The 21034-nt window shown below is 69.3% G+C and carries 20 protein-coding genes and 1 pseudogene; 13 read left to right on the forward strand and 8 right to left on the reverse strand.

Annotated elements, in window-relative coordinates; translation table 11 throughout:
- Positions 1-14: 14 nt before the first annotated feature.
- Positions 15-824: an SGNH/GDSL hydrolase family protein gene (locus ACFWBQ_RS04655; protein WP_385483822.1), complete on the reverse strand. Its 810-nt coding sequence runs from the start codon at positions 822-824 to the stop codon at positions 15-17.
- A 233-nt stretch (positions 825-1057) separates the two neighbouring features.
- Here ACFWBQ_RS04655 and ACFWBQ_RS04660 point away from each other — a divergent pair, with 233 nt between their 5' ends.
- From ACFWBQ_RS04660 to ACFWBQ_RS04685, 6 genes are all read left to right on the forward strand, one after another.
- On the forward strand, positions 1058-1393 hold the full coding sequence (locus ACFWBQ_RS04660) for a hypothetical protein (protein ID WP_385483824.1): 336 nt from the start codon (positions 1058-1060) through the stop codon (positions 1391-1393).
- 414 nt (positions 1394-1807) lie between these two features.
- On the forward strand, positions 1808-2578 hold the full coding sequence (locus tag ACFWBQ_RS04665; RefSeq protein ID WP_385484005.1) for a glycosyltransferase family 2 protein: 771 nt from the start codon (positions 1808-1810) through the stop codon (positions 2576-2578).
- The gene (locus ACFWBQ_RS04670) at positions 2575-3621 is read left to right on the forward strand and encodes a glycosyltransferase family 2 protein (RefSeq protein WP_385483825.1); all 1047 of its coding nucleotides are present in this window, start codon (positions 2575-2577) and stop codon (positions 3619-3621) included. The genes ACFWBQ_RS04665 and ACFWBQ_RS04670 overlap by 4 nt, the downstream gene beginning before the upstream one ends.
- Before the next feature lie 20 nt (positions 3622-3641).
- On the forward strand, positions 3642-4430 hold the full coding sequence (locus tag ACFWBQ_RS04675; RefSeq protein WP_385484006.1) for a polysaccharide deacetylase family protein: 789 nt from the start codon (positions 3642-3644) through the stop codon (positions 4428-4430).
- Between the two features lie 129 nt (positions 4431-4559).
- A complete protein-coding gene (locus tag ACFWBQ_RS04680) occupies positions 4560-6377 on the forward strand; it encodes a hypothetical protein (protein ID WP_385483827.1) in 1818 nt (605 codons plus the stop codon).
- Positions 6378-6499: 122 nt separating this feature from the next.
- The gene (locus ACFWBQ_RS04685) at positions 6500-7594 is read left to right on the forward strand and encodes a DUF5925 domain-containing protein (protein ID WP_385483831.1); all 1095 of its coding nucleotides are present in this window, start codon (positions 6500-6502) and stop codon (positions 7592-7594) included.
- A 151-nt stretch (positions 7595-7745) separates the two neighbouring features.
- Here ACFWBQ_RS04685 and ACFWBQ_RS04690 read toward each other — a convergent pair whose 3' ends face one another.
- The gene (locus ACFWBQ_RS04690) at positions 7746-8120 is read right to left on the reverse strand and encodes a GntR family transcriptional regulator (protein ID WP_385483833.1); all 375 of its coding nucleotides are present in this window, start codon (positions 8118-8120) and stop codon (positions 7746-7748) included.
- Between the two features lie 105 nt (positions 8121-8225).
- On the opposite strand from ACFWBQ_RS04690, the gene ACFWBQ_RS04695 reads away from it, so the two are divergent.
- Positions 8226-9146 (forward strand): GNAT family N-acetyltransferase, encoded by a 921-nt coding sequence (locus ACFWBQ_RS04695; protein ID WP_385483834.1) that lies wholly within the window; start codon positions 8226-8228, stop codon positions 9144-9146.
- Entirely contained in the window at positions 9127-9636 is a 510-nt protein-coding gene (locus tag ACFWBQ_RS04700) for a DUF402 domain-containing protein (RefSeq protein ID WP_385483836.1), read from the forward strand. Before ACFWBQ_RS04695 ends, ACFWBQ_RS04700 begins: the two co-directional genes overlap by 20 nt.
- Here the strand turns inward: ACFWBQ_RS04700 and ACFWBQ_RS04705 are convergent.
- The 4 genes from ACFWBQ_RS04705 to ACFWBQ_RS04720 are packed head-to-tail and all read right to left on the reverse strand — an operon-like array spanning position 9633 to position 14159.
- On the reverse strand, positions 9633-11111 hold the full coding sequence (locus tag ACFWBQ_RS04705; protein ID WP_385483837.1) for a trifunctional class I SAM-dependent methyltransferase/NUDIX hydrolase/VOC family protein: 1479 nt from the start codon (positions 11109-11111) through the stop codon (positions 9633-9635). The genes ACFWBQ_RS04700 and ACFWBQ_RS04705 overlap by 4 nt on opposite strands.
- A gap of 36 nt (positions 11112-11147) precedes the next feature.
- Positions 11148-12656 (reverse strand): tripartite tricarboxylate transporter permease, encoded by a 1509-nt coding sequence (locus tag ACFWBQ_RS04710; RefSeq protein WP_385483839.1) that lies wholly within the window; start codon positions 12654-12656, stop codon positions 11148-11150.
- A gap of 4 nt (positions 12657-12660) precedes the next feature.
- Complete coding sequence (locus ACFWBQ_RS04715; RefSeq protein ID WP_385483841.1) at positions 12661-13179, reverse strand: tripartite tricarboxylate transporter TctB family protein; 519 nt, start codon at positions 13177-13179, stop codon at positions 12661-12663.
- Entirely contained in the window at positions 13176-14159 is a 984-nt protein-coding gene (locus tag ACFWBQ_RS04720; protein WP_385483843.1) for a Bug family tripartite tricarboxylate transporter substrate binding protein, read from the reverse strand. The genes ACFWBQ_RS04715 and ACFWBQ_RS04720 overlap by 4 nt, the downstream gene beginning before the upstream one ends.
- A 133-nt stretch (positions 14160-14292) precedes the next feature.
- Between ACFWBQ_RS04720 and ACFWBQ_RS04725 the strand changes: the two genes are divergently transcribed.
- Positions 14293-14991 (forward strand): response regulator, encoded by a 699-nt coding sequence (locus ACFWBQ_RS04725; protein ID WP_385483845.1) that lies wholly within the window; start codon positions 14293-14295, stop codon positions 14989-14991.
- A gap of 284 nt (positions 14992-15275) precedes the next feature.
- Here the strand turns inward: ACFWBQ_RS04725 and ACFWBQ_RS04730 are convergent, their stop codons facing one another.
- On the reverse strand, positions 15276-16850 hold the full coding sequence (locus ACFWBQ_RS04730; protein ID WP_385483847.1) for a carbohydrate-binding protein: 1575 nt from the start codon (positions 16848-16850) through the stop codon (positions 15276-15278).
- A 405-nt stretch (positions 16851-17255) separates the two neighbouring features.
- On the opposite strand from ACFWBQ_RS04730, the pseudogene ACFWBQ_RS04735 reads away from it, so the two are divergent.
- A pseudogene (locus tag ACFWBQ_RS04735) lies at positions 17256-17504 on the forward strand (hypothetical protein); the annotation flags it as partial.
- 153 nt (positions 17505-17657) lie between these two features.
- On the opposite strand, the gene ACFWBQ_RS04740 reads toward ACFWBQ_RS04735, so the two are convergent.
- Entirely contained in the window at positions 17658-18173 is a 516-nt protein-coding gene (locus tag ACFWBQ_RS04740; RefSeq protein ID WP_385483848.1) for a hypothetical protein, read from the reverse strand.
- Between the two features lie 370 nt (positions 18174-18543).
- Between ACFWBQ_RS04740 and ACFWBQ_RS04745 the strand changes: the two genes are divergently transcribed.
- The 3 genes from ACFWBQ_RS04745 (at position 18544) to ACFWBQ_RS04755 (ending at position 21030) form a co-directional block, all read left to right on the forward strand.
- Positions 18544-19974 carry a hypothetical protein gene (locus ACFWBQ_RS04745; protein WP_385483849.1) on the forward strand — a complete coding sequence of 477 codons (1431 nt, stop codon included), beginning with the start codon at positions 18544-18546 and terminating at the stop codon, positions 19972-19974.
- A gap of 271 nt (positions 19975-20245) precedes the next feature.
- Positions 20246-20593, forward strand: coding sequence for a hypothetical protein (locus tag ACFWBQ_RS04750; RefSeq protein WP_385483851.1), 348 nt, complete (start codon positions 20246-20248; stop codon positions 20591-20593).
- A 62-nt stretch (positions 20594-20655) separates the two neighbouring features.
- On the forward strand, positions 20656-21030 hold the full coding sequence (locus ACFWBQ_RS04755; protein WP_385483853.1) for a hypothetical protein: 375 nt from the start codon (positions 20656-20658) through the stop codon (positions 21028-21030).
- Positions 21031-21034: the final 4 nt, after the last annotated feature.

The raw sequence follows: 21034 nt of genomic DNA on the forward strand, positions 1-21034 counted from the left end.
GACTACGGGCGGTGTCAGGCCGCCGAGTTGAAGACCGGCAGGTAGCCGCCCGACTGTCCGGCGGCGGTGGGGTGGTAGGACTCACCGATGTTGAGCCAGTTCACGCTGTGGAGCCAGGCGCCGCCCGAACAGATCTCGTGGCCCGTGAAGGTGGACGTGACATCACCGAAGGTGAAGCCGTGGTCGGCGGCCCGCTTGGCGGTGGCCGCGTTGAGGTAGTCGGCAGCGCCGTTGATGGCGGTGCGCTCCTTCTCGCTGAGACCGGCGAGACAGCTGCCGCCGATCTTGTAGAAGCGGGGATAGCCGAGGACGACGACACGGGCGGCGGGCGCCCTGGCGCTGATCGCCGAGTACACCGAGTCCAGCCGGCCGGGCAGGGTCGAGTCGACGAAGGAGCGGGCGGTGGCGATCCGGCTCAGACAGGTGGACTCGGACTGCAGGACACAGGTGGTCATGACGTCGGCGAAGCCCGCGTCGTTGCCTCCGATGGAGATCGAGACGAGGTCCGTCGAGGAGTTGACGGGCCCGAGCTGACCGGCCGTCACATCGGCCGTCCGTGCACCCGAGCACGCGGTGAAGGAGAACGAGGCGGGCGCGTTGGCCGCGGCCCAGAGGGCGGGGTAGGCCCGGGTGCTGCGCTTGCAGCCCCCGCTGGCGCTGTCGTAGCTGCCGGCACCCACGCCGGAGGAGTACGAGTCGCCGAGAGCCACGTAGTCGACTGCGGCCACGGATTCTTCGGCGTGGGCGACACCGGCCCCTGTCAGAGCGAGAACGGTGCCGAGCAGGAGAGAGGACGAGAACGCCACGAGTCTGGACATTTTCATGGAACCTCCTTGGGCAGGATCTCTGCCTACTCCGTGGTAGCAGCCACGGCCGGGATTCCGGAAGTGTTCATGCCAAGACCATTCATCAAGTGCTTCTTGACGCCCTCCTGGCGTTACGTCACATTGAAGTCCGGCATCCGGCGCGCTGGGGGGCAAAGTCGCCAATGCGGATCATCAGTAGTGAGACAGGGTCAGTTCGGACAGATGTGCTGCCTCTTGTGGCAGGTGGCGCTGTGGCGGTAGCGGGGGTGGGCGCCGTGCTGGCACTCACCGGCCTCGACTCCCCACTGCGCGCCCCTTTCGCGCTCTTTCACCTCTTCGCAACCCCGGCCGCCGCGCTCTCCGCGTGGCTGCCCGGCATGGACCGTACGGGCCGGCTGGTCGTCTCGGCCTCGGGGTCCCTCGCCGTCAATCTTCTGGCGGCGCAGGCCCTGTCCGCACTGGACAGCAGGTCAGCGCGGAATTCCGTTCTGATCATTTCCGTATCAGCGCTGATCATTTTCCTGTCGACCCGTCTTCCGAAGATCTGGAAAGACCGGAGCAATAGGAAGTCCCAATTCCGCACGTGAGTGTGACAGTCAGGCTAAAATCCGGAAAAAGCGAGACCTCGTTGCTGGTCTTGCCATATAGTTCCAATCGTTAATACCGTCGTACATCCACCCGCAACGGTCCATCACGCAAGGCGGCTCCAGGGGAGGGCTCAGGCAGCCGCGGTGGATACCGAGCGGGGCGCGGTAGGGGGGTGCCGTGCCCAGCGGCCGTACTCAGTCGAGTCGGCCGCCGTGCGGCCAGTTGTGCCAGCTCATCCAGCCAGCACGGAGCGCCATGCCGTCATGGCCGGGGTGAGAACCCCCCTTTCGAACCGGACCTTTATCCGGACAGCCCGGGGGCGGGCCGTCCACCGGACGAGAGGGAAAAGACTCATGAGTTCAGTTCTGCCTTCCTCGATCAGATCGACGACCGAAGAGACCGAAGTCGCTCGAATGGAGAGCGAATACCGACCGATCTCTTCCCATCTCGCGATAGCGCCGCCGGTAAGTGTCGTGATCCCCGCCATGAACGAGGCGGAGAATCTTCCCTATGTGTTCAAGACCCTGCCCGACTGGATTCATGAAGTCGTGCTCGTCGACGGGAATTCCACCGACGACACGATCAGGGTGGCCCGTGAACTGCGCCCGGACGTCGTGGTCGTCAAGCAGGTCGGCAAGGGCAAGGGGGACGCCCTGATCAGCGGCTTCGCCGCCTGCACCGGTGAGATCATCGTGATGGTCGACGCGGACGGATCCGCGGACGGCGAAGAGATCGTCAGCTACGTCTCGGCCCTGGTCGGCGGCGCCGACTTCGCCAAGGGCTCCCGCTTCGCCAACGGTGGCGGCACGGACGACATGACGCCGGTCCGCAAACTCGGCAACTGGGCGCTGTGCACCGTCGTCAACCGCAAGTTCGGGGCCCGCTACACCGACCTGTGCTACGGCTACAACGCCTTCTGGAAGCACTGCCTGGACAGGATCACCCTGGACTGCACGGGCTTCGAGATCGAGACGCTGATGAACATCCGGGTGGTCAAGGCCGGACTCAGGGTCCAGGAGGTCCCGAGTCACGAGTACAACCGGATCCACGGCGTCAGCAACCTCAGTGCCGTGCGCGACGGGATCCGGGTGCTCAAGGTGATCCTCAGGGAGAAGCGCGTGCGCCGCGGCGGACGCCGGACGGCCGGCGTGCCCGCGGTCATCGGCCGGGGACAGGTGCTGTGAGCCTGCGCGACTTCTCCGTGGTCATCTGTGTGTACACCGAGGACCGCTGGGAGGACATCCTCGCGGCCGTCGGCTCGGTGCGCGCACAGTCCCTGCCGGCCCGCGAGATCCTGCTGGTGGTGGACCACAATCCGGCGCTGCTGGAGCGGCTGGGCGAGGAGTACGGGCAGCCGGGGCGGTCCGGGGCGGTGCGGGTGCTCGCGAACGCGGGCCCCCGCGGCCTCTCGGCCGGCCGCAACACCGGCATCGCCGCGGCCCGCGGGGAGATCGTCGCGTTCCTCGACGACGATGCCGTGGCCGAGGAGGACTGGCTTCGCCACTTCGACAAGGGCTACGACGATCCGCAGGTGATGGCCGTCGGCGGGCGGACCGTGCCCGCCTGGTCATCGGGCCGCAGGCCTGCCTGGTTTCCCGAGGAGTTCGACTGGGTCGTCGGGTGTACGTACAGGGGGCTGCCGCCCGGCACGGTCCGGGTCCGCAACGTCCTCGGGGGCAACGCCTCCTTCCGGCGCACGGCGTTCGACGCCGCGGGCGGCTTCGCCACCGGCATCGGGCGGGACGGCGACAAGCGCCCGCTGGGCGGCGAGGAGACGGAGCTCTGCATCCGGCTCGCCGGCGCGCTGCCCCGCGCGGTACTGCTCATCGACGACCGCGCGGTGATCCACCACAAGGTCCCCGCGGCACGGGAGAGGTTCGGCTACTTCCGTACCCGCTGCTATGCCGAAGGGCTCTCCAAGGCACTCGTGTCGCGGAGCGTCGGCGCGGACAAGGGACTTGAGTCCGAGCGGCGCTACACCACCCGGGTGCTTCCGGCCGGGGTGGTGCGGGGCGTACGGGACGCGTTGCTCGGCCGGCCCGGGGGCGCCGGGCGGGCGGGCGCCGTCGTGACCGGTGTGCTGGCCGCCGCGGGCGGCTACGCCGTCGGGAGCGTCCGGTCCCGGCGCAACGGGGCTGCGTTCTCCGTACCGGCCATCGAACGGCCGCCCCCGGACACGGAAGACGCCGGTGCACCGGGCCCGGACCTGCGGGGTGAACCGTCGTGAGCGTGGCCGTACCGATCCTCATGTACCACGCCGTCGGGCACAGTCCGGCCGCCGCCGCGTACGGACTCTCCGTGTCGCCCGGTGCGTTCCGGGCGCAGATGGAGATCCTCGCCGGGCGCGGCTTCACCCCGCTCACCACGGCGGCTCTCGGCGAGGGCTGGCGCCTGGGGCGGCCACTGCCGTCCCGGCCCGTGCTGATCACCTTCGACGACGGTTACGAGGGGGTGCACCGGCACGCCCTGCCGGTGCTCGCCGAACACGGCTTCGCCGCCACCGTCTTCGTCTCCACCGGCTGGCTGCGCGGTGCGTACGACAAGGGCGGCGCCCCGGACACCATGCTCGACTGGGGTCAGGTACGGGAACTCGCGGCGACGGGTGTGGAGATCGGGGGCCACAGCCACACCCATCCCCAGCTGGACCAGCTCGACGACGCGCGGCTGCGGGCCGAGACCGTGCGCTGCCGGGAGATCATCGCCGGCGAACTGGGCCGGCGCCCGGCCTCGTTCGCCTATCCCTACGGCTACTCCAGCCGTCGGGTGCGGCAGGCGGTGCGGGCAGCGGGCTTCGCCCAGTCCCTCGCCGTGGGCAACGCTCTGGCGCACCGCCGCCAGGGGCCGTACGCCCTGGAGCGGGTGACGGTCCGCCGCACCACCGATGCCGCCGAGTTCGCACGACTGGTCGAGGGCCGGGCGGTCGCCCGTACCTTCGCCGTGGACCGGACGCTCACGAAGGGGTTCGCCGTCGTACGCGGCGTACGCCGGGCGCGCCGCAGGTTCGGCGGCTCCGGACCGGTTTCGGGACCGGCCTGATCCAAGGACGGCCGGACTCACCGGACGGGCAAGGGCGCCCGTCCGGTGAGTCCGGCTGCCCGCTCTTCGCACTGCCCAGGGACACCCGTCGCCGGCCACCGGCACCCATCGGCACAGGAGAGAACAGAGATGACCGAGCACCGCCCCGCCTGGGCCCTGAGAACCCCGCTGCCGCAGGCCGCCACCGTACCGAGTTCGCCCACGTCACCTCCGTCCCCGACCGCGTCGGCCAATCCGGGTGTCCTCGTGGACTCCGCTCGGGACACCGCCGCTGTCCCGCGCCGTCGCCCCGCACTCCCCCTGCCGCTCGGCCCCGAGCTCGGCATCGGTCTGCTGCTGGCCGCCGCGCTCGCTCTGTTCTGGCTGCCGTTGCGATCCGTCGGTGACCAGGAGCTGGACAGGATGGACGGCCTGGGACTCGTCTCCGTACTGCCTGCGACGACCTTTCTGGGTGCCGGGCTGCTCGTCCTGGCCTTCGCCTCGCTCCTCCGGCTCGACCGGCCGCGCCGTGCTCTGCTGACGGCCGCGCTGCTCGCCACCCTGTTCTCCCTGCACGGCCTGCAGGCCGCGTTGGGTGCCGTTCCCGCGCCGTCCGGGGCCGCGGAGATCCTGGCGGAGTTCACAACGGGAACCCCGGCGGACGTCGCCACGCCCGCCCGGTGGTGGCCGGCGGCCGTACATCTTCTGGCGTTGGGGCCCCTGTTGCTGATGATGCGGGCGGTTCGAGCGGACTGGCGGGCCCTGTGGACCTGTGCCTGGATCTTCGTGCTGAGCTCCTGGGCGGGCCCGGACGGCAACGCCGCCCAGGGCATCGCCTATCTGCTCCACCTGGCGTTCGTGGCCCTGGTGCTGGTCCCGTTCCGGGTGGCCCGGATCGCGGAGCCGGACGAGCGGCCGCCGGACGAGGCCGAGGTGCGCGCGGAAGGACTCCGTGCGCGGACCGCCGTCCCCGCGGTCGTCGTCGCCGTGTTCGCCGCCGCGCTGGTCACCCATGCGCCGACCGCCCTGTTCATGCTGGCCGTCCTCGCCGGGCTCGTCCTGGCCCGCCGTTCGCAGCTGTACGGGCCGCTGGCGCTGCTCGCGGTACTGACCGCGCTGTGGACCGGGTTCTCCGGCGAGCCGCTGAGGGTGTTCCGTCTGCCGGCCGGGATCCCGGGGACCGAGGGCGGTTCCGGACGGGAGCTGCTGTTGCCGGCCGGGGTGGTGCTGGTCGCCGCGGTGCCGCTGCTCGCCTGGTACGGATGGTTGCGGCGGCGCAGCCACGGTCACTCGGAACGTGCGTTGCTCGTCGTGGCGTTCGCGCCTGCCCTGGGGCTCGTCCTCCGGCCGATGGACGGGGCCGTGGCAGTCCAGGCCTTCGCGTGTGCACTGCCCGGCACCGCCCTGCTGGCCGCCCTCGCGCTGTTCCCGCGTACCGGGGTCTCGGCGGGCGAGCGGGGGCGTGGCCGGATGAGTGCGGCACCGCTCGGCGCACTCCTCGCGGGGCTCGCGCTGACCGGTGGCTTCCTCGTGGTCAGGGGCGGCGACGCGCCGTTCGAACGGGTCACCCGCGGCGAGGCCGAGGCCGTCGCGTACGTGGAGAGGCTTCCCGGCGGTCCGGGGCGGCTGTTGTGGCTGAGCGACGGCAGCGGGGCCGGGCCCGAGCCCGCGCTCTCCCCCGCCACCCTGCGTCCGACGGCCGCGCCCCGCGATCCGGTCCTGGTGGGCGGGCTGGTCGCTGCGCTGCGGGAGGCGGGCCCGCGGGCGCATCTGATCGCCGGTCACCGCCAGGCGGAGTACCTGCATCTCACCGCGGGGCACTCCGCGTCCTGGGAGCAGCGGCTGATCCGCAGTCTCGACGCCCGGCCGGAGCTGGTGCGCGTCCTGTCGAACGACGATGCGCATCTGTACGCGCTGCGCGAGACGGTCCGGGTTGCGGCGCGCCCGGGGCCCGGGCGCGATCGGTGACTTCGGGGGCTCGCATTGCGCTGACCTCAGGGGAGGCGGCACGGGGAGGCTGCGTACCCCGGCCGGGAGGAGCTCGCGAAACCTGGGTGCACGGGGTGCCGCCGTGCCGGATCATGGGCGCCATGTCTGCCAACCCTGAGGCCGCTCTGCCGATCCGGCTCACCATCGACGACAGCGATTCGCCGTCCGACGTCGTCGATGCGCTGTTCCTCGGCCGCTTCGCGACGGGCGAGCAGCCGTACTCGCACAGTTCCTCCCTCGACCGTGTGAAGACCGGGGCGACCCTGCTGCCACCGGCGGCCAAGGTGCTGCGGGCCGCCCGGGACGACGACCGCAGTGCCACGCTCGCCGAGGGCGACGGATGGACGCTGCTGATCTCGCGGTGGAACCGGGGCGCCGACGTCACCGTCACGGCCACCAGCCCCGAGCTGGCGGAGAAGGTGCTGGAGCAGGCGACGGACGGCGCGACGGACGAACCGGAGCCTCAGCCCGAGAACGTGACGATGGGGTTCTGGTACGTGTCCCCACGCCGTGGCCCGCACCGCACCACCCGGCAGATCGCCGCCGGGACATGGGACGAGGTGCGTGCCAACTACACGGCTCCGGTGGCCGATGCCATGGACCGGCTGATGAAGGTCACTCCGGACGACATCTCCGGCCGGCTGCTCCTGCTGCACGGCCCTCCGGGCACCGGCAAGACCTCCGCGCTGCGCACGCTGGCCCGTTCCTGGCGCGACTGGTGCCAGGTCGACTGTGTGCTGGATCCGGAGCGGCTCTTCAACGATGTCGGCTATCTGATGGACATCGCGATCGGTGAGGACGACGGCTCGGCGAAGGGCCGGTGGCGGCTGCTGCTCCTGGAGGACTGCGACGAGCTGATCCGTGGCGAGGCCAAGCACACGGCGGGCCAGGCCCTGTCCCGGCTGCTCAACCTGACGGACGGTCTGCTGGGCCAGGGACGCAACGTACTGGTGGGGGTGACGACCAACGAGGACCTGGAGCGGCTGCACCCTGCGGTCGTCAGGCCGGGCCGCTGCCTGGCCCGGATCGAGGTGGGCTCACTGACCCGGGCGGAGTCGGTGTCCTGGCTGGGCAGGGAGGAGGGACTGGGCCGGGAGGGTGCGACGCTCGCCGAGCTGTACTCGCTGCGACGCGGCAGCGCTCCCGCTTCCGTGCCGAAGCAGGACGCGAGGGCGGACGAGGGCCTGTACCTCTGAGTCCTTGGGCCTCCGAGCCCTTGGGCCTCCGAGCCCTTGAGACTGTGAGCCCTTGAGCCTGTGCACCCCTGTGCCTCTGAGCTCTTGAGCCCTTGAGCCGCACCCGGCTCCCCCGCGGCCCGGCAGGGTCAGCCGCTCCCGGACCGCCGGGTCACCGCCCGTAGGCCGCCCGCACCGCGTCCTCGGCCAGTGAGAGCGCCTCGGCCCGCGACAGGCCGAGGCGCCTGGCCCCATCGGCGTACTCCTGCGCCGCCGTCGCAGCTTTCCGCGCCGCCGCGTCACCCGCGGCCGCGACGAACGTGCCGTTGCGGCCCCGGGTCTCGATCACTCCGTCGGCCTCCAGCGCCCGGTAGGCCTTGGCGACAGTGTTGGCGGCGAGGCCCAGTTCCTCGGCGAGGCCGCGTACGGTCGGCAGTCGGTAGCCGACGGGCAGGGCGCCGGACCGGGCCTGCTCGGACAGCTGGGTGCGCAGCTGCTCGTACGGGGCGGTGGCGGAATCCGGATCAATGGCGATCGTCAGGGTCACGGGCCGATTCTCCCGCACTGCCGGCCCCGCCGCCGCCCAGGTGGCCCGCCCCTGTGCCGGGAATTCGGAGGCGAGCTGCCCCGGACTCCGCGTACCGTCCGGCACATGACGGTGATCGTTCGTGACTTCCTGCCCACCGACGCGGAAGCCTGGGTCCAGGTGCGACGTGCCGCCCTGCCCTACATGGTGACGACTCCGGAGCAGGTCCTGCGCGACCTGGCCGACGCCCATCCCGACAAGCGCTACCGGCTGCTGGTCGCCGAGGAGGACGGCGAGGTGATCGGGACGGCGCAGGTCGGCATCGCCTACGAGACCCCGGAACCGGGCCAGGGGTTCTGCAATCCGTACACCCATCCGGACAAGGTGGGGCGCGGGGCGGGTTCGCTCCTGGTGCGGACCGCCGAGGAGTATCTGGCCGGCGTCGGTGCGGTCGCCGTCCACACCTGGGTGCTCGACGCGCCGGCCCACCGCGCGTTCGCCGAGAGGCGCGGCTATGTGGCGAGCCGTCCGGCTCATTTCCTCCATCTCGATCTGGCGAACAGCACTCTGCCGTCGCTCCAGGAGGTCCCGGCCGGCGTGGAGTTGCTCACCGCCGCCGACTTCGAGGCCGATCCACGCCCCTTGTTCGAGGCGGATGCCGAGACGACCGCGGACGAGCCGAGCGACACCCCGTCCGAACTCACCGACTACGAGGACTGGCTGGCGACGACCTGGCACCGGCCCGGCTTCGACCACGGGCTCACCTCGGTCGCGGTGGTGGACGGCGCCGTGGCGGCGTTCAGCGTCGCGGAGACCGACGGTCTGACCCGCTACTGGTCGGGCATGACCGGCACCCGGCGCGCCTTCCGCGGCCGGGGTCTGGCGAAGCTCGCGAAGAACGACTCGCTGCACCGGGCGCGGGCCGCCGGGTACAGGGACGCCTACACCGGCAACGACGCCGAGAACGGCCCGATGCTGGCGATCAACACATGGTTCGGCTACGAGATCTGCGCCACGGAGGTACGGCATGTCCACCACATCGTCTGAGAACAGTTTGTTCGTCACCTTGGTCAAGGGGGGCCGCACCAAGATCCGGTACCCGGCGGACCTCGTCCGGGACGACAGCACCCGCATCACCGTCCGCGCGCCCTGGGCGCTCCCGGGGGTCCGGGACTTCGGCTTCGTACGGTTCGAGCCGGGTGATGTCTTCACCGAGCACTACTGGCGCGACCGGTGGTTCTCGGTGAAGGAGGTCCGCACCGGCGGGGAGCCGGGGGGATCGGGGGAACTGAAAGGCTGGTACTGCGACATCAACCGGCCCGCCGTCCTCCGTGACGGTGAGCTCCTGGTCGAGGACCTGGATCTCGACCTGTGGGTGTCGGCGGACGGCTCGTCCGTACTGCGGCTGGACGAGGACGAGTTCGAGGAGAGCGGTCTGGCCGACCGGGACCCGGTGGCGGCCGAGGCCGCCGTGCGGGCGCTGGACGAGCTGGAACAGCTGGTGCGCGCCGGAGGCCTGGCGGAACTCCTCAGCTAGGGGGCAACCAGCTCCACCTCGTACCCCGCGGCGTTCGCCAGATACGCCGCACAGCGCCCGCTGCCGCCCGCGTACGGATGGCGGTCCGGAAAGAGCAGCCGCCAGCCGTGCCCGGGTGCGCGTGCCACCAGCGCGTCGAGCGTGGCGCGGTCCCGGATGTGGAACGCCAGGTGGTTCAGGCCGGGGCGCAGCCTGTCGTGCATGTCGCCGACCGTGTCCGGTGACTGCTCGACCACCACATAGCTCTCGCCGCGCCGCCAGCTGCGGCCCTGCGCCCAGCGCTGGTACGGGGTATGGCCCAGCTCACCCAGCAGCCAGCCCCACTCCGCCTCGGCCGCCGCCAGGTCGGGCACCCACAACTCGATGTGATGCACACGGCCGGTGGGGGCCACCGCGACCGGCAGGGGGACGGCGCGCCGCATCCCGTCCGGCGCGTAGGCGATCGGGTCGCCGTCCTCGTGCCAGTGGATCAGGAAGCGCTCCTCGGCCCGGTACCCCTCGAGTCCGACACGGCAGTACGCCACCATGTCGTCCGGCAGCGCGTCCAACGGGAACCAGCCGAGCTCGGAACACTTGTCCGGCTCGGCGTTGCGGGGCGGCCGGGCCGGGTCGTACTCCGCCTCGAAGAACCACCCCATCCTGGGGCTGCCGCCGGGCCCCCGGTGCTGCATGACCAGGGCCACCCGCAGCTCGTCCGGATCCAGTACGACCCCGATCTCCTCGGCCGCCTCCCGGATCAACGCCTCCCGGACGTCCTCGCCGTCCTCCGCATGGCCGGAGGGGGCGTGGAGCAGCCCGTCCGCGTACCCCGTACCCGCCCGCCGGGCGAGCAGTACATCGGGTCCGCAGCGGAGGATCAGATGGACGTCGACGACCTCCGTGTGCCGGTGGGCCGGCTCGGCGCGGGCCACCAGGGCGTACCGCTCGTCGTCGACCTCCCTGCCCCAGAGCCGGGCGTCGCCGGAGAGCGGCTCGTGGTGGATGCGCTCCGTGTGCGGGGCGAGCAGTCGGGCGAGACGGGCCGCGGAGAGTCCCACGCCGCCCCGGACTCCGTCGATCAGCACCAGCCGGCCGCCCGGCTTCAGCAACGCGAACCAGCGGTGCAGGGCTGCTGCGGGGTCGGGCAGCAGCCCCACCATGTGCCGGGCCAGGATCACGTCGAACTGCTGCTTGCCGACGGGCGGTTGCCCCGCATCCCCCACGAGCACCTCGGTGCCGGTCCCGGCGAGCTTGGCCCGCGCCTGCTCGGCCATCCGCGGCGACCTGTCGACGGCGGTGACCCGGTGCCCCTGCCCGGCGACGAGGAGCGCCAGGCTTCCGGTACCGCACCCGAGATCGAGCACTTCGGAGCGGGCCGACGGCAGCCAGCTCTCCAGCCGCTGCGCCCAGGCGTGTCGTATCGCGGGATCGAGGAGCCCGTGGTCGGGCTCCTCGTCGAACGAGTCGGCGGCGGCATCCCAGTCGATCGTGGTCATACCGGCAATCCTCTCAGCCGTCGCCGACGGCACCCTCTACTTCTGCGCCGCCCGGCGCCGCACCACCAGTTTCTTCACCGGCTTCCTCACCAGCGGCCACGCCAGAATGAGCAGGATGATCGCGTACACCGTCACGGAGAACGGGGTGTTGACCAGACCGGTGGCGCTGCCGTCGCTGATCTGCAGTGCACGGCGCAACTGCTGTTCGGCGGCCGGGCCGAGGATGACGGCGATGATCGCGGGGAGCACCGGCAGTCCGTACCTCCGCATCCCGAAGCCGATCAGACCGATCACCAGCAGGATCACCAGATCGACGGCCTCGCCGCCGACCGCGTAGGCGCCGACGGCCGCGAAGAACAGGATGCCCGCGTAGAGGTAGGGGCGCGGGATCCGCAGCAGCTTGGCCCACAGCGGTGCCAGCGGCAGGTTGAGCGCGAGCAGCAGCACCATGCCGACGAAGAGTGAGGCGATCAGACCCCAGACCAGATCGGGTTCACGCTCGAACAGCAGCGGTCCCGGCTGGATTCCGTACTGCTGGAAGGCGGCCAGCATCACCGCGGCGACGGCCGTGGTGGGCAGGCCGAGGGTGAGCATGGACACGAGAGTCCCCGCAGCGGACGCGGATGCCGCCGACTCCGGGCCGGCGACGCCCTCGATGGCGCCCTTGCCGAACTGCTCACGGTGCTTGGAAAGCCGCTTCTCCGTGACGTACGAGAGGAACGTGGGGATCTCCGCACCGCCCGCCGGGATCGCGCCGAACGGGAAGCCGATGACGGGCCCGCGCAGCCAGGACTTCCAGGTCCGCCGGACATCCTCCTTCCCGAGCCAGGGGCGTCCGACGGGGATCGGCTTCCCGGTGGAACGGCGCAGATGGGCGGCGACCCAGAGGGCCTCGCCGATGGCGAAGAGCCCGACCGCGACGATCACCACATCGATGCCGTCGGCCAGTTGGAGCGAGCCGAAGGTGAGCCGCTGCTGGCCGGTCATCTGGTCCAGGCCGACGAGGCCGATGGTGAGACCGATGAGGAGCGAGGCGAGGCCGCGGATCCGGGAGGAGCCGAGGACGGAGGTGACGGCGATGAAGGCCAGCACCATGATGGCGAAGTAGTCCGGGGCACCGATGTCGACGGCGAGCGAGGCGACGGTCGGAGCGAGGAGGACCAGCAGGATCGTGCCGATCATGCCGCCGCTGAAGTGGCCGATGGCGGCGGCGGCGAGTGCCTGTGCGCCGCGTCCGGCCTTGGCCATCGGGTTGCCTTCGATCGCGGCGACGACCGCCGCGCTCTCCCCGGGGGTGTTGAGGAGGATCGAGGTGGTCGAGCCGCCGAACATCGCGCCGTAGTAGATGCCGGCGAACATGATGAAGGCGCCGGTCGGTTCGAGTCCGTACGTCACCGGCAGCAGCAGCGCCACGGCCATGGCAGGCCCGATGCCGGGCAGCACACCGATCGCCGTGCCGAGCAGGACGCCGACGGCGGCCCAGAGCAGATTGACCGGCGTGAGCGCCGTGCCGAAGCCGTCGATGAGGGAGTTGAGGGAATCCATCGGTTCAGAGCACCCCCATCAGCGGGCCACCCGGGAGGGGTACCCCGAGCAGGTTGTCGAAGACGAAGTAGGTCACGAGCGAGAGCCCCGCCGCGATGAGCGGATCGCGGTCGTAGTGACGGCTGCCGAGTGCGTACGCGGAGCCCCAGAAGAGCAGGGCGCCGGATATCGGGAAGCCGAGCGGGCCGATGAGGACGGCGAAGGCGAGGAAGACCCCGGTGAGCAGGGCGACGGTGCGCCGGTCGGCCGGTTCGGCGAGATCGACGTCCTCGCCCGCCTCCGCCTCACCGCGGCCGCCGCGAAGGACGTCCACGGCGAGAAGCACGGCGACGACGAGGAGTCCGGCCCCGACCACGACCGGGACGGTCTTGGGGCCGACGGGCCCGCGCTGTGTGATGTCCACGTCCATCGTGAGGGCGTCGGTGAGGACGAGGGCGCCCAGCACGAGCAGCAGGACGCAGACACCGAGCTCGGAGTGCTCGCGCAGCCAGGAGCGTGCGGTGGTGGGAGGGGGTGTCGTCACAGTCCCAGCTCCTTCAGGACGGTGGCGACACGGACGTCCTGGGCTTCCAGGAAGTCACCGAAGGCGTCACCGGTGAGGAACGCGTCGTCCCAGCCGTTCTTCTTCATGGAGTCCTGCCACTGCTTCGAGTCGTGCAGTTCCCGCACCAGCGAGACGAGCTTGTCGCGCTCGGCGTCGGAGAGGCCCGGTGGGGCGACGATGCCGCGCCAGTTGGTGAAGTCGGTGTCCAGCCCCGCCTCGCGGAGGGTGGGCGCGTCGAGACCCGGGACCCGCTTGGGGCCGGTCACGGCGAGCAGCCGCAGTTCACCGGCCTTGATCTGGTCGAGGTACTCGCCGACCCCGGAGACGCCGAAGCCGACCTTGTTGCCGAGGATCGAGGCGAGCAGTTCACCGCCGCCGTCGAAGGGGATGTAGTTGACCTCCTTGGGGGCTATCCCGGCGGCCTTCGCCATCAGCATGGGCGCCAGATGGTCGGGCCCGCCGGGCGAGGAACCACCGCCCACGGGAATCTTCCCCGGGTCCTTCTTCCAGGCGGTGATCAGCTGGTCGATGGTCCTGTACGGGGAGTCCTTGGCGACGACGACAATGTCCTGCTCCTCGGTGAGCCGGGCGATCGGGGTCGTGTCGGCAAGGGTCTTGGGCGACTTGTTGGTGTGGACGGCACCCACGACCCCGAGCCCCATGGACATGGCGAGTTTGCCGTTGCCGTGTTCGGAGGCCAGCCGGGTCACCCCGACGGTGCCGCCCGCGCCGGGCAGGTTGAACACCTCGATGCTGTGGGTGAGTCCGGCGTCCTCGGCGTTCTTGGCGGCGGTGCGCGCCGTGATGTCGTAACCGCCGCCGGGTGTGTTGGGAACCATGAAGCGCAGTCCGGGAATCTGCGTACCGGTGTCGGAGCCGCTGCCCGTGGAGAGCAGCGGTGGCCCCACGACCACCAGCAGCGCCGCCCCGAACAGGGCGAGTGGAGTGCGCAATCGCACCGGGTGCCACCTTTCGAGCCATGCGTGGACGAGTGTGAAGTGGCCCACATGTTGCCCGTGCGTCAACCAGCTGTCGCCGTTCCGGAACCAATGGACGTTGTGGTCGTTGTGGTCGCGACCTACGGTGTCGGGCGTGACGAAAGTGCTGGTGGTGGACGACGACTTCATGGTCGCGAAGCTGCACAGCCGCTATGTGTCCGCGATGGACGGTTTTACGGTCGTCGGCGTGGCCCACAGCGGCGCCGAGGCCCTGCGCGCGGCCCGCCGGCTGCGACCCGACCTGGTCCTGCTCGATATCTATCTGCCCGATATGGACGGAATCAATGTGCTGCGGGAGCTGCGCGCGGCGGAGGAGCGGAACGCGGACGCCCACAGCGCGGACGCGCTCTTCATCACGGCGGCCCGCGATGCGGGAGTGGTCAGGGCGGCTCTGCGGGCAGGCGCGCTGCACTACTTGATCAAGCCGTTCCACCGCTCGGCGCTGCAGGAGCAGCTGCAGCACGTGGCCTCGCTGCGCAATCGCCTGAACGCACTCGACGAGGCCCGCCAGGAAGCCCGCCAGGAGGACGTGGACCGCATTTTCGGCACCCGTCCCCCAGGGTCCCGCGAACTCCCCAAGGGCCTCGCGGGACACACCGCGGACCTGGTGGAACGCATCCTGCGGGACCACCCGGCCGGCCTGTCGGCCTCCGAGTGCGCGGAGGCGGGCGCCCTGTCCCGCGTCAGCGCACGCCGCTACCTCGAGTACTTCACGGAGACGGGGCGGGCCGAGGTGTCACTGCGGTACGGGGGCACGGGGCGGCCGGAGCGGCGCTACCGGGCGGTGTGCTGAGCCGGGCGGCGTCCTGAGCCGGGCGGGGCAGTCGGCCACCGCAGGGCTGTCGTGTTCACGCTCGTGACGAAGCCGGACGTGCTGATCGGCACATATGCGTGTGTGTTCGTGGAGTCCGGAGCACTCGGGACCCGCATCTGTCAGATCGTCAGCACTGTTGTCACGCCCTCCCCTTACGGCACTGCTGCGGCCCGGCCGGCCCACCCCGACGCAACGGATGGACCCGCCGGGCCGTCACCTCCCCTGCCGCCCAGGAGCGCTGGTCGCAGGCGGCAGGGGGCGGGTTACGGTGTCACCAGGTTGCCGCCGAAGGTCACGGCGAGGCTGCCGTCCGTGGCGAACGACCAGTCCAGGGCGCCGGTGTAGTCGGAGCACCGGGATCCGTTCGTACCGGTCCAGAACTGGTTCGAACCGTCGACGTCGCCGATGGTCCTGTCGTTCGTCCCGCTGCCGCTGCGGCACGACACGTTGTCCCGGAACACCGAAGTGCCGCCGTCGAACTGGAAGTTGCGCTCGGCGTTGTCGATGCTGACGTTGCCCGACACCGACATGTGCCCGGGATTGCTGTTGTAGGTGAACCCGTGCTTGCCGTTGTTGTAGGCGATGCTGCGCCGGACGACATGGTCGACCTCGATGTCGTCGCCGCCGAGCTTGTAGCCGTTCCGGTCACCGTTCGAGTCCTGGCTTCCGTCACTGAGGGTGCCGTTGTTGTAGGCGAGGGAGTCCTCGATGGTCACCGCGCCGATCGGCCCCGTGTCCGACTTGGTGTAGAGGTCCCAGCCGTCGTCGATGTTGTTGTGGGACACGGCGTAGCGGAAGACGTTTCCGGGGCCGACGGTGAGCTTCGCGGCGAAGCCGTCGGCGTCCTCACCGTCGGAGTCCGCGTTGTCGTGCGACTCCGCGCTGAGGATGAGGTTGTTGGACGGCCACTCGTCCTTGGGGGTGGTGGAGAGGATCCGTGAGAGCTGCAGCCCCGTATCGCGGTTGAATCGCGTCACCGTGCGCTCGATGATGTTGTTGCTGCCGCCGACGAAGATCCCGTTGTCGCCGGCATGCTCGACGACGATTCCGTTGACGTGCCAGAACGACCCGTTCACGGCGAGCCCGCGGTTCGTCGTCTCCTCCGCCATGGCCGAGAAGTTCAGTACAGGGGTCTCACCCGGGTAGGCGGACAGCTCCGTGCGATCACTCGAGGTGCCGTCGTTGCCCTGCGGAATGGTGACCGTCTGCGAGAAGTTGTAGGCCCCACCGCGCAGGTAGATCGTCCCGCCAGGAGTGACACGGCCGATGGCCGAAGTGAGGGTCGTCGGGTCCGACTCGGTTCCGGCGGCGCTCTCACTGCCGTTGGCCGACACGTACAGCTCGGGGCCCGCCGGCACAGGCGTGCCGCCGCCCGTGTCGGCATCGAGGTGGTCGATGTTGGGCAGGCCGGCGGAAGTGGTGGGGGTGAACCGGATGGTGTTGCTGCCCGAACTCACCGGCACCGTGAGCGTCTTCGTCGTCCACGCCTCCCAGGTGCTGGTGCTCTCGAACGACGCCGATGTGGCCGCCGCACCGTTCACGGTGACGGCCGCGGGCCTCGCGGTGGTGGTTCCGTTGGCGAAGCGGACCTGCAGGGTCGCCGTACCCGCGGCCGACGCGTGCACGGTGAACTGCGCGAATGCGCCGACCGCGTTGTTCCCGTTGCAGAATCCGCTGCCGGTGTAGCCGGTCCGGTCGGAGTCGATGGTGCCGGTACAGACCGCCGGGGAGCTCTCTGCCTGATAACGGGTGGCCGCAGCCTGCGCCGTGTTGCCGGACAGCGCGACGAGCGTGCCGGCCAGCAGGCTGACGCATGCGATAACGGGTCTCAGTTGCATCGTTTGTCTCCAGGTTGGGTCGACTCGTCCGACCAGGGTTCGACGAAGGGGTGGGCGGGGAATTGTGCGGCGGGGCACCGCACCCCGGGCAACGCAGCACTCACCGAAGCGCCCGTCGGCGCGGCAGGGAGTTTCGAATCGAGGACGAAAGCGCTTTCTACTGACGCTAGAGTGCTTGCCGTGGACGCGTCAACGGTCTTGTCCTTGATTCTTATTCACGCACATGAACGCGATCTGAGGGCCGAACCGGGCGGCGCAGCACCGTATCCCTGGTGGATCAGTGGTCCGGCCTTGAACGTGATTCACACGTGAGTGGGGTTTGCCCAGATCAGGGCACGTGGGAACGGCCTTCCGCTGATGCTGTGCTCCGTCACAGATACACCGCACAGCAGGAAGGCCGTGGGGATGAGTCTGCCGTGTGCGAGTATCCCGCAAGGTGCGATCGGGCAACTGTCATGCTTCCGGACGGAGTTGTATGCGTGCTTGACCGCACGGGGTGACGCCCTGTTCACGTTCGGCCGGGGCGAGGGCAAGCACCAGATGGTGCCGGGCCGGCCGTACTCGTTCGTGGCCGTGCTGGAAGCCGGCCGAACGTCCTGGACCGCGGTACTGGACGCGGTCCGCCTGGAGCCAGGGGCGGACGTCGCCGCGGTCTGCTTCTCGGCCGCATGCCGGGCCAATGGCTGCAGCAACGAGTGCGGCAGCCGAGGGTCTGGGGAGCGGGCGCCCTGCTGATGCTGGTCAGCTGGAACGCGCACCCACCATCACTCCTCGTCGTGGGAATCGGCCTCGTCGCACTAGGACATGTCATGAAGCCCACGCGATGAATCCGCCGACCTGGACCCTCCAAAAGTTAGACAACAAGCTTAGGGGCTGCCCCGTAACTGCAGGTCGCCGCAGGCCCGGGGCCGTTCCTGGCTCCTCCACGCTTCGCAGGAGCGAGACCTCTGTCACCCGGTGTTGCTTCGCATCCTGGAGCCGGCTGGGATAGTAGGCCAGATCGCAGAGGGCTTCAAGGATCTCGGCGCGCTTGCCAACACCGAGTTTGCTGATCTCGTCGTAGTAACTGTCGGACTGGCCGAGCGAGAAGAACTCGCCGGGCAGACCATCGTCGAAGCGCCCGCGCTCGAAGGGGACCGCGCCTGCCTTCTGGCTAGGCACCGCGATCTTCACCGGGCCCAGGTTCCAGGTGTCTGTCGGTGTCCGATACCAAAGGTGGTAAGAGGTGCGGTAGCCGAAATCGTCCCAGTCGTCGACCTCCAGCACCAAGGCTTCGGGGCCGCTGGGCACGGGACTGCCATAGTGCTGAACGATGACCTGCACGCGTCGGGCCTCCGTGGTTGGCGGCGGGTGTGCGCACATCAGCGGCGCTGGATGCGCACCCTACCGCGCCCCTTGCGCAACGCCCCTTCCCAGCCCAAGGAGGGGACAAGGAGGTTCCGTCGACCCAGGGGTGGGTGGGGTCGGCTCCCGCAGTCACAGGCCCACCAGCGCGGTGGGATTCGAGAGGCCGCGCCCCTTCTCAACTGATCTCGTGCAGCCGTGCCCTGATCCATCATCCGTGAGCCAACCTCGGAAACCGGCTTTCAACGGTCGACGAAGTGAGGATCCAACGACTGCCCATCGAAGTGATGCGGCAGGTGAGCCATTCGAACAAGAGCCATCGCAAAGACTGCCGAGATAGGCTCCGAGCGTGGCCTTCATCGTGAACTTGAGCTCGGACGAACTCGGCGCCAACCTAGAGAAGTTCAGGATCGAACAGAGGTTCACCAAGTCCCGCCCCAAGAGCCTGAGCATTGATGCGGCACTCGATGGGCCACCCATTGTTCTCCTGGTCGGCGAGGCCCTCTCCGAAACAGGCGGGGCGCGCTCACGGTGGCTTGCCTGGGTCGGGATAGCCGCTCGTCATGGCACCGTGGGGGCGGTCGATAAGAGCATCACCGTCGATCCGCTCCGCGAGTGCATGGCGGCTATCCCACTCGATGGTAGCGACGGCATACTCAGCGACATCCCGGAGCAACTACGCCGTGAGTTCGACCTCGCCGCTCCACTGGGCATGGTCGGCGCCTGCAGCAACGCCGTGTGGCAGGCCCTGGAGCGTGCGCTGCGCGCAAGGTTTCCAGAGCTGAGTAGCCTCCTTGACTGGCTGCTCGCCCAAGCCGATCCCCCTGTATTCGAGGACAATTCGGCCGACCGCTCCTGGCAAGAGCAGCGCGATGCCACAGGCAGCCTGCTGCGCATTGCCGACTTCCCCCTCTCCGCGCTCGCCGCCTGGCGCCGCCCACCATCAGGAGACGCGCCCTACACTGCGGGGCTGATTCCCCAACCGGTCGAGCACAGCCTCATCGACTATGACGTGCGTGTCGCTGGAGATGCATTCGGCATGTTCAGCGAGTGGCAGCAAGGCAACGGCGTCCGATGCGACATCCATGTGCTCCACGACGCATCGGGTCGACGGCTCGAAGTAGTAAACGTCAACGCAACGCCGGTGGAGTCTCGCCTCGGCACTGACATGCTCTACTACCACGAGCCCACCAAGAGCTTCGTGTTCGTCCAGTACAAGCGCCTCGATCCAGATACCCGATCCATCTACGTGGACGAGCGCTTGAGAGGTCAGCTTGACCGGCTGGAAGGGACGGCGCAGCTGAGCAGCCCTCCAGCTCGACCGAGTGAGTGGCGTCTTGGCGGCGACCCCTGTTTCCTGAAGTTGGCCTACTGGCCACGGAACACGGAGAAGCGCCCGGTCCAAGGTCTTACCCCAGGCATGTACCTACCCGTCTCGTACGTTCGGCTGCTACTCGAAGACGACTGCACACGGGGCAGGAAGGCAGGTAGCACAGCGCGGATCCTCGGCTACGACCAAGTGGAACGGCACCTCACAGGCACACAGTTCATTGACCTCGTCAAGCATGGCCTTGCTGGGACCGTAGGCACCACGAGGGAGCAGCTGTACGCACTGGTAAAGCGGCGCATCAGTACTGGTCACAGCGTCGTGCTGGCCACCGAGACCAGTGACGAATCGGTCCGTGCTCGCCAGACTCGCGTACGCGACCGGGGGGCCAAACGCAGGACCTACACCCACCGCACCTATAGACAGGAACCGCTGGAGGGATTGGATCTGTGACGTGTTGAAGGCACTCGCGAGCCGATCGCCTCCCGAGTGCCTTCAACACCAATCCGGGCCATGCAAGACCGATGCCCTGACACCCCTGAACGACATCCGCAACACCCGCCGTGAACTTGCCTTCAGTTGAGGCAACGCCCCTGGCAGGCAGCCACCGTTCGTGGACTGAACCGGTGAATCGATGCCCGTAATCGCGGGCAGTGGGCATCTGGGAGGTACCGCCTAATTGCCACCTGTCGGAGAGGCCGGGCGGCATCGTACAGTCGACCAAGTGCGCTACGGACAGAAGGCGTTGCTGCCAGAACCCGGGACGTTCCCTGATGAGAAGGCTGTTGCCACGTTCGTCCTCGTCAAAATGGACCAGTGGTTCCACATCGAAGAGCAGGTACCAGGACGCTACTGGACCGGCGAAGAGACACGAATAGACGCAGTGCTGAGGCCCCGGGATTCGGAAGGCTGGCACGATGCCGACCCGGCCTTTGGCGTCGAATTCAAGCACCTCTCCCCGAACACGAGCACCGGCGAACGGTACGGCTGGGTGCGCAGGCCGTCAGATACACACACTGCCAATGGCAGGGGTACGGCAGGCTTGGGATCTTCCTGTGTCCGTCTCCTCTGAGCTGGCTCCTGTCTCGCGCCGAGGAGATCGCCACTGTCCGCCAGCGGCAGATCAGCCCTGAGATGCTTGAGAAGGAACGTCGCCGGGTGCGCGAGTACGGGCGCCGCTTCGGCAAGGAGTACTCCGACGCATACGTCGACAGTGAGGCACTGCTCACGCACCGACGCCGCCTCGGTGAGCTGACCTACGAAGAGTTCACCGCTCGCGCCGACGGATACGCGAACGCCGACGAACGCGAGCGCCAGCAGGATCTGCGGATGGCCAAGGAGCTGACCCACCTCCTGGGGCAGCTCAGCGTCGGCGAACTCATGCCCTACGAGGACAGCGGCTGGACACTCATGCGGTCGGAGTCACGGCTGTGGAGCGAGCGCGAGGGCCCGGCCAAGGTCCCGTACGGACTGCGTCCCCGGATCGGGTCCCAACGACGCAGCCGCTAAGGCC

Source organism: Streptomyces sp. NPDC060035 (assembly GCF_042736635.1).
Classification (GTDB): Bacteria; Actinomycetota; Actinomycetes; order Streptomycetales; family Streptomycetaceae; genus Streptomyces.